This is a genomic window from Shimia sp. (assembly GCF_022448905.1).
In the GTDB taxonomy this organism is placed as follows: domain Bacteria; phylum Pseudomonadota; class Alphaproteobacteria; order Rhodobacterales; family Rhodobacteraceae; genus Shimia.
The window spans coordinates 70,967-79,051 of the sequence record NZ_JAKVCW010000018.1; the positions used below are offsets into that span (position 1 = coordinate 70,967).

8 protein-coding genes are annotated in these 8,085 nt (G+C 58.5%); 2 read left to right on the plus strand and 6 right to left on the minus strand.

What is annotated here, in order from left to right; all coding sequences use genetic code 11:
- Positions 1–37: 37 nt before the first annotated feature.
- Together pdeM and MK208_RS18510 are read left to right on the plus strand one after the other, a co-directional pair.
- Complete coding sequence (pdeM, locus tag MK208_RS18505) at positions 38–700, plus strand: ligase-associated DNA damage response endonuclease PdeM (protein ID WP_294119017.1); 663 nt, start codon at positions 38–40, stop codon at positions 698–700.
- A gap of 109 nt (positions 701–809) precedes the next feature.
- On the plus strand, positions 810–1,232 hold the full coding sequence (locus MK208_RS18510; RefSeq protein ID WP_294119018.1) for a PaaI family thioesterase: 423 nt from the start codon (positions 810–812) through the stop codon (positions 1,230–1,232).
- A gap of 11 nt (positions 1,233–1,243) precedes the next feature.
- On the opposite strand, the gene MK208_RS18515 is transcribed toward MK208_RS18510, so the two are convergent.
- From MK208_RS18515 to MK208_RS18540, 6 genes are all read right to left on the minus strand, one after another.
- Positions 1,244–2,671, minus strand: coding sequence for a 3'-5' exonuclease (locus MK208_RS18515; RefSeq protein ID WP_294119020.1), 1,428 nt, complete (start codon positions 2,669–2,671; stop codon positions 1,244–1,246).
- Positions 2,671–3,192 carry a hypothetical protein gene (locus tag MK208_RS18520; RefSeq protein WP_294119021.1) on the minus strand — a complete coding sequence of 174 codons (522 nt, stop codon included), beginning with the start codon at positions 3,190–3,192 and terminating at the stop codon, positions 2,671–2,673. The genes MK208_RS18515 and MK208_RS18520 overlap by 1 nt, the downstream gene beginning before the upstream one ends.
- 20 nt (positions 3,193–3,212) lie before the next feature.
- Complete coding sequence (locus MK208_RS18525; protein ID WP_294119022.1) at positions 3,213–5,048, minus strand: DUF294 nucleotidyltransferase-like domain-containing protein; 1,836 nt, start codon at positions 5,046–5,048, stop codon at positions 3,213–3,215.
- A 176-nt stretch (positions 5,049–5,224) separates the two neighbouring features.
- Positions 5,225–7,012 (minus strand): sodium:solute symporter family protein, encoded by a 1,788-nt coding sequence (locus MK208_RS18530; RefSeq protein ID WP_294119023.1) that lies wholly within the window; start codon positions 7,010–7,012, stop codon positions 5,225–5,227.
- A gap of 17 nt (positions 7,013–7,029) precedes the next feature.
- Complete coding sequence (locus MK208_RS18535; protein ID WP_294119024.1) at positions 7,030–7,290, minus strand: DUF4212 domain-containing protein; 261 nt, start codon at positions 7,288–7,290, stop codon at positions 7,030–7,032.
- A gap of 79 nt (positions 7,291–7,369) precedes the next feature.
- Entirely contained in the window at positions 7,370–7,978 is a 609-nt protein-coding gene (locus tag MK208_RS18540) for an adenylate kinase (protein ID WP_294119025.1), read from the minus strand.
- Positions 7,979–8,085 lie beyond the last annotated feature (107 nt).

The following is an 8,085-nucleotide window of genomic DNA, read 5'->3' on the forward strand; positions in this document are numbered from 1 at the left end:
CCTTGATCCATTTGGGGACACAGGATACGAACATACCATGAACGGAGTTTCCTTTTCACTGGCTGGGACAACCCTCACCGCATTGGGCTCTGGCGCTCTCTGGTGGGAGGATCGGCGCATGTTGATCGTGTCCGACCTGCACCTCGGTAAAACCGAGCGCGCCCTACGTCGTGGCGGCCCAGCAATGCCGCCGTATGAGACCCGTGACACATTGATAAGATTGGAAAATGACCTCCAGGCCAGCAATGCGGCCACAGTGATTTGCCTGGGCGACAGCTTTGACGATATAGAAGCTGCCAAGACGCTTCCAGAGGCGGATCGCCTTTGGATTTCCCGCCTTCAGGCCGGACGCCGCTGGGTCTGGATCGAAGGCAACCATGACCCCGGCCCCATCGACCTTGGTGGCGCACATCTGGCCGAGCTGCCTGTGCCACCGCTGACCTTTCGCCACATCGCCCAGAACGGAAAAAGTGGTGAGGTCTCAGGCCACTATCACCCGAAAGTTCGTGTAAAAACCCGCCTGCGCAGCATCTCGCGCCCGGCCTTCCTGTTTGACAGCAACCGGGTCATTCTGCCTGCCTATGGCACCTACACAGGTGGCTTGCGCTCCGACGACACCGCCTTGGCTGCGCTAATGCGCCCTGAGGCCATGGCGATCATCACCGGACAAACCCCACGACAACTGCCCATGCCACGTTAAGCGCGCGCACCAGCGCTCTATGAACCTTAAAGAAATCCGCAACGTCAGTGATTGACCATCACGTGCTGCCCCCTTCAGGATACAAGCGTCCAAAGGAGAGCAACGCAGCATGTCACCAGAAATCGACGCCAAAATCCGCGCCAGCTTTGCCGAGCAATCTATAATGCAAACCATGGGCGCAACAGTCGCCGATGTGTCGGACGGCAGCGTGACCTTGGCTGGCCCCGTTCTGGAAAGCTGTCAGCAGCAACACGGTTTTGGCCACGCCGCTTTGACCTTTGGTCTGGGCGACAGCGCCGCAGGCTATTCCGCTTTGTCTGTCATGCCTTTGGAAGCCGAAGTTCTCACCAGCGAAATGAAGATTCACCTGCTCGCCCCCGCTCAAGGCGAGCGCCTGGAAGCTGTCGGCAAAGTCATTAAGCCCGGCAAGCGGTTGGTGATCGTGCAGGCCGAAGTCTTTGCAATCGAAGGCACGAAACGCACGCAGATCGCGCTGATGACCGGCACCATGGTCCCGATTTTGCCCAATTAGGCCAAGTCGCCTCAGTTCATGTCATCCAACAAGCGCCCATGCTTGCGGGTCTGCTCCAACACATCTCCAAGGGTGGTATGCCCTCGCGCCGCCAACATAGGGAGCATATGACACAGCACCTCGGCTGTCGCCTGCGCATCCCCCAGCGCCGTGTGGCGCAGATGCTCGGGGATCACCACACCCAAGCGCTCACAAAGCGCGTCCAGCGTGTGCTTCTCCGTGGTACCAAATAGCACCGCTGAGAGCAGCACCGTATCCAGAATGGGCTGCGGCCAGTCGATCTCCATCTCATTGCCGTGTCGATGCATAAACGCCATATCAAACGGCGCATTGTGGGCCACGATCACAGCGTCCCGCGCAAAGTGATGAAACTCTGCCACCACCGATTTTGGCGGCGGCGCAGAAGCCACCATCGCATCGGTAATGTGGTGCACTTTGGTGGAGGCTGGCGGAATGGGACGGCCTGGATGAATATAGCGGTCCATCGCCTCGCCATATACAATCTCGCCCCGCAAGACCCGCACCGCGCCCAGCTGCACCAACTCGTCTTTGTGCGGCAGCAAGCCAGTGGTTTCACAATCAAACACCACAAAGGGGATCTGATCGAGCCGCCGCGCAGCCAGATCGGAAATTGGTTGATCCCCGAGCAGTTCAAAATCAAACGTCAGGGGACGCTCCGCGTCAGGCGCAATCTCCAAGTGGGCATCATCGATCAGGATCATATAGCTGTGCGTGCCGCGCAAAGGCTTAAGCCGTGCATCAAACGATACTCGCCCATCCGGACAAGTTGCCTCAAACGCCACCTCGACACCTTCTTGCAGAAGCCGCTCGTGCGCATCCAGAACCCGCTCTTTAGAGAGATAGTCAAAGATTGACGCATTCAACCGCGGCGGCGCAATCTGCGCCAAGGTCCCTGCCGCCTGCCCGTCATAGAGCACAATCCGATGATCCGGACCAACCAACAGGATTGCCACCGGGATCTCGGTCAGCAGCGCGGTGAGCTGTTCTCGATCCGAGGTCAGCGTCTCGGTCTCTTGGGCTACGGTTTGGGCTATATCAATGGTGGCATTGCTCAACCGCGTCGACACCGCTTCGACGGCAGGTGCCAAATCTCCCAAGTAGCGCGCCGAGTGCGTGTCCACAGTGGCATTCACACCGGAATGCGCCCGCGCGCGCAATGTGGTGGACAAAGCCTGAATGGGCTTGGCGACGTTCTCATCAAACAACAGCCAGATGCCCACGGCCAACGCCAGAAAGCCAAAGCCGCCAATGATCCCCGCAAGGATAAATCCGCTCGCCACCCCGTCCGTCAACGCGCTGCGATAGCCCGCCCAAAGCGCGCCAAACATCACCGCCACGCCGCCAAAGGCCAACAGGGCGAAGAACAGCAAGATGCGTAACCGCAAAGACAACCCCGCCAAAATCGCCCGCTGTCCCATCACGACACCTCACACACCGCATTCAAAAGCGCATCATCTTCCGGCGCGGTCACCCACTGCGCGCCCTCAATGGAACCGGCATCGTCAAAGCTGATCCCATCGGTCAGCGCGGCACGGCGCCCTGTCCCGCAATCTGCTGCCACATTCAGGCGGTTCAGCGGCGACCAGCGGCCATAGAAATACACCTGTGCCAATCGTAAATCAGGTTGCGCAGAGTTGGTTTGCACTGAGGCCGTGTCCAGCGCCACAAACCGTTCGGTCAACGGCACCACATAGGTCCAAGGGCGATAAACCGCGTTGGTTTCAACAATCTCCACCACTTCAAAGCCTTCCGGCAAAGTCGCGGTCGTACGGCTGTACCAGCTGTATTCCGAGCTCACAGTGGCGGCGATCATAGCGCCTCCTGCGGCCACCGGCGTCAGCCATTTCGGCAACCGGCCACCTGTCGCCATCCGAATGAGCGCCATCAGCCCGGCGCCCCCCATGCCTGCAAAAATCACCGCGATCAGTTCCAGAAACATCTCGCCCCCCTCTTCTTTCGTTAGCTCAACGCGCCGCGCCCGTGGCCAATCGCAGATTGAAGCGATTTTACAACCACAAAAGCGTCGCGCAGATGGCTGCGTTCAAAGTCCGACAAATCCGCCGGTGACAAATAGTTGTCCGGCGCCTGCCCTGCATGGATCTGGCGCAGCTGATGGTCCAGCCGCATCTCCGCAATCAAGTCATAAGCACTCAACAAGTCCGCCGCTCCCGCGCTTGAAATCCCCGCCGATCCATCACTGGCCGCGCGCAATCGTGCCCGTGTATTTGCCGGTGTCAGCCGCCCCTGCAAGGCACACAACCGCCCCAAATCGACCACCGGCACAACCCCGTTGTGTTTCATATCAATCTGGTTCTTGTGCTCGCCAGAGCGAATGGTCGCCAACCCGCGCAACACGCCAAGCGGCGGATGGTGCTTGAGCGCATTCCCAACCATATGGGCGACAAAGATCGAGTTATGGGACGCCGCCGCCAAGGTCTCATTCTGAAGCCGCGCAAAGCAATCCAGCTTGCCGCCAATCGGCCGCAGATCAAACATCACGCTGGCCAACATCTGCGCTTCAGGGTTGGGCGTCGTGATCCAGCCCACGAAGTATTCCCGCCAAACCCGCAGCGGTTGCCGCCAGCGATCCGCCGTCGCCATCATGTCGCCAGGGCAATAGACATAACCACAAGTATTGAGCCCGTCGCAAACAAACTGCGCCAGCTGTGCAAAGTAGCCTGTACGCATCTCTTCCGTGGCCGCATCATCTAGGATCAGACAGTTGTCCTGATCGCTCACGCCGGTCTGTTCCTGCCGTCCCTGAGAGCCACAGGCCAGCCAAACATACGGCACAGGCGGCGGGCCAAGCTTGTTCTCAGCCAACGCCAAAAGCCGCCGCGTGGCGGTATCTGCCACATCAGTGATCAAGCGCGTGACAATGTCATGCCGGTGCCCCGCCCCGACAAGCTGCGCCAACAGCTGTGGAATGCGGGCGGTGACTTTGGCCATTTCTTCTGCACTGTCCGCCTTGGCAATCTCGCGCACCATCTCGGCACTGGTGACTGCCTGAAAACGGGTCAGATCGGTCTGTGTGACAATGCCTACGAGCTTGTTTTTATCGACAATCGGAATGTGCCCAATGCCATGTTCCATCATCATGTGCAGCACGTCCGAGCCAATCGCCGTAGACGGCAGTGTTCTGGGCGCGCGGGTCATGATCTCTGCCAGCGCAGTTTCCGGCGTGCGATCCTCGGCCAACACCTTCCCGACCAGATCGCCGGTGGTGATGATCCCCAAAAGCGCGTCTCCTTCGGTGATGCACAGCGACGAAATCCCAGCGGCGTGCATCTTCTGGGCCGCAGCTTTGACAGTGTCTTCCGGCGCCAGCGTGATCGGTGTTCGCGCCATAATGGTGGCCACTTCGGTGGAGGCCAGATCGCTGGTAGGCGTCTTTCGCCCCACTGGCCGGGCACGATCAAAGAACCGCTGCACAGCACCTTCTGTGGTGCGCACTTTCTGGAACGCACTCACAGGTAACATCAACAAGGTTGTGTCGCTTTCGCATCGGGCGCTGGTCACCGCCACGCCATCGCGCAGCAGCCCCCTTTCACCAAAGGAATTGCGCAATCCCAAATGGGACACCACCGCGCCATTTTCATCGGTCACCTCAACGGTGCCGCTATAAATCAGATACAGGCCATCAAGCTTTTGTCCGAGGCGGTAAATCTGCGTATCGGTTTCTAGAACTTGAACTTCAAAAAAGGCGCCCAGTTCCTGCAACGCCTCGTCAGACAGGCTGTCATAGGGATGAACGGAACGCAAAAAACGGGTGATTTGATCATGAGTTAGTGACATGGGGGCACCTTGTCATGTGGGGGACGTAAGCGGCAAGCGGACGCGCTGCCGCAGCAATCACTCCCAAGCCAACCGTCAGTCTTGGAAGGGAAAAGTTGCCCCCGACAGGATCGGAGGCAACGGCATTAAAGTGACGGCGGATTGGGGGGCCACCCGCCGTCAAGGGACGCAAGGGCTCAGTGATCCTGAGCTGCACCTGCGCCGCGGGGAACTCGAACGCTTTCCACAAGCGCCTTGATGTCCGCTGGTGTCTCTTTGGTCATACCTGCCACAATGTAGGCCACCGCAAAGTTCACCGCTGCACCAATGGCACCGAAGCTGGTCGATTTGATCGTGCCCAGAAGCGGGTCAGCATCGGTGAAGGAGTTGGTGCCCGGAATGAACAGCCAGCCTTTGTGCAGGAAGATGTAGATTAGCGTCACAGTCAGACCTGCCAGCATGCCAGCCACCGCACCGGTGTTGTTGATCTTGGTGGAGAAGATCCCCATCATCAACGCCGGGAAGATGGACGCCGCTGCCAGACCGAAGGCCAAGGCCACGGTTTGCGCCGCAAAGCCTGGAGGGTTCAGACCCAGCCACGTTGCCACAGCAATTGCCACCGCCATCGCGATCCGTGCGGACAGCAGTTCGCCCTTTTCGGAGATGTTCGGGTTGATCGCACCTTTGATCAGGTCGTGAGACACGGCGGAGGAGATCGCCAGCAACAGACCCGCAGCAGTAGAGAGCGCCGCTGCCAGACCACCCGCAGCCACAAGACCAATCACCCAAGACGGCAGGTTTGCGATTTCAGGGTTCGCCAGCACCAGGATGTCACGGTTGAACTTGGTCAGCTCGTTGCCTTCCCAGCCTTTTTCCGCGGCCATTGCCTGAAGATCTTCGTTCTTGTCGTTGTAGAACTGGATCTTGCCGTCGCCGTTTTTGTCTTCCCAATCCAGCAGACCGGTTTTCTGCCAAGTGGCCATCCAGTCGTACTCAGGATCGTTTGCGATCTGCTCGGTGGTCACTGCTTCACCGGAGATGCCGCCATTTGGCCACATCAGCTCGGAAATGTTCAGGCGGGCCATCGCACCAACAGCAGGCGCCGTCAGATACAGCAGCGCGATAAACACCAGCGTCCAGCCTGCGGACCAACGGGCGTCCGAAACTTTTGGCACGGTGAAGAAGCGCATGATGACGTGTGGCAGACCTGCGGTACCGATCATCAGAGACAGGGTGAAGAGCACCATGTTCAGCGTGTCGGCGTGGTGGGCGGTGTATTCCTTGAAGCCAAGGTCGGTCACAACCGCATCCAGTTTCGCCAGCAGAGGCTCACCGGAAGCTACGTGATCCCCAAACAGACCCAGCGCCGGAATTGGCGTGCCGGTCAACTGCAGCGAGATGAAAACCGCTGGAATCGTGTAGGCGGTGATCAGAACACAGTACTGCGCCACCTGGGTGTAGGTCACACCTTTCATGCCGCCAAACACAGCATAGGCAAACACAACACAGGCACCGATCAGCAGGCCAGCGGTGTTGGACACTTCCAGGAAGCGGCCAAAGGCCACGCCCACACCGGTCATCTGACCAATCACGTAGGTGGTGGAGGCAACGATCAAGCAGACCACAGCCACAATACGGGCGGTTGGGCTGTAGAAACGATCGCCGATGAATTCCGACACGGTGAACTTGCCAAACTTACGCAGGTATGGCGCAAGCAGCAGCGCCAGCAGCACGTAGCCACCGGTCCAGCCCATCAGGAAGGAAGAGTTGTCATAGCCGGTAAAGGCGATGAGGCCAGCCATGGAGATAAACGAGGCCGCGGACATCCAGTCCGCCGCTGTCGCCATACCATTGGTGACCGGGTGAACGCCGCGACCCGCAGCGTAGAATTCAGACGTGGACCCGGCGCGGGCCCAGATCGCGATGCCGATGTATAGCGCGAATGACGCGCCCACAAACAGCAGGTTGATTGCGAATTGGCTCATTGTCCCTCAGATCCTTTTTATTCTTCGTCAACGCCGTGGGCGATGTCGAGTTTGTTCATCTGCCAGGCGTAGTTGAAGATCAGCGCCAGGAAGACCAGGATCGATCCTTGCTGGGCAAACCAGAAGCCCAGGTCAGACCCGCCCACGGAGATTCCCGCAAGCATTGGGCGCAGCAGGATGCCAAACCCAAAAGAGACCAGCGCCCAGATGACGAGGCTGATCAAAATGATACGCACATTGGCTTTCCAATACGCGTCGTTGGATGAGTTTTCGGACATATATGTCTCCTCCCTCTCGGTTCTTTCCTCCACACCCGCTGGCTCTGTGGCTGGCGGGTGCTTTCCCTCATGCGATCGATTAGGAAACGATCACGCTCAGCTCTTTGGCAATGGCGTCAATCACGCCCATTGCATCCACAGATTTCAGCACTCCTTTGCCCTCGTAGTAGGCAATCAATGGTGCGGTTTGTGCGTGGTAAGCCTCCAGGCGCTGCACCAATGTTTCCTCATTATCATCGGCGCGCACTGGCTGTCCGGCAGCCTTGGCCTGTTCGGCACGGTGCAAGATGCGCTGTACCAAAACCTTGTCATCGACCTTGAGCTCGATGGCAGCGTCCAGCTTGATGTCAAACTCTTCCAGCAGTTGGCCCAAGGCATCTGCCTGCGCCAGCGTGCGGGGGAAGCCATCAAAGATGAAACCTTTGGCGTCAGTGTTGGAGAGCTTTTCCTTAATCAGGCCAATCACGATGTCATCGGTGACCAATTCCCCGCGTTCCATAACGTCGGCCACACGTTGACCAAGCTCAGATCCGCTGGCTTTGGCCTCGCGTAGCATGTCTCCGGTAGAGAGCTGCACCAAACCGTGATTTTTGACCAGCAGTTCCGCCTGAGTGCCTTTGCCGGCCCCGGGAGGGCCAAGCAAGATGACATTAACAGTGCGGGTGAGAGTTGCAGTATCGCCTTGCATATCCAATCAGCCCCGGTTCATGCGATTTTCGATGAGTTCATCAACCACCGACGGATCTGCCAGTGTGCTGGTATCCCCCAGGCTGCCGTAGTCGTTTTCGGCGATTT

Bases quoted from the DNA above. Each gene is read 5' to 3' on its own strand.
- pdeM (WP_294119017.1), top strand. From the start codon at position 38: ATGAACGGAGTTTCCTTTTCACTGGCTGGGACAACCCTCACCGCATTG.
- MK208_RS18510 (WP_294119018.1), top strand. From the start codon at position 810: ATGTCACCAGAAATCGACGCCAAAATCCGCGCCAGCTTTGCCGAGCAA.
- MK208_RS18515 (WP_294119020.1), bottom strand. From the start codon at position 2,671: ATGGGACAGCGGGCGATTTTGGCGGGGTTGTCTTTGCGGTTACGCATC.
- MK208_RS18520 (WP_294119021.1), bottom strand. From the start codon at position 3,192: ATGTTTCTGGAACTGATCGCGGTGATTTTTGCAGGCATGGGGGGCGCC.
- MK208_RS18525 (WP_294119022.1), bottom strand. From the start codon at position 5,048: ATGTCACTAACTCATGATCAAATCACCCGTTTTTTGCGTTCCGTTCAT.
- MK208_RS18530 (WP_294119023.1), bottom strand. From the start codon at position 7,012: ATGAGCCAATTCGCAATCAACCTGCTGTTTGTGGGCGCGTCATTCGCG.
- MK208_RS18535 (WP_294119024.1), bottom strand. From the start codon at position 7,290: ATGTCCGAAAACTCATCCAACGACGCGTATTGGAAAGCCAATGTGCGT.
- MK208_RS18540 (WP_294119025.1), bottom strand. From the start codon at position 7,978: ATGCAAGGCGATACTGCAACTCTCACCCGCACTGTTAATGTCATCTTG.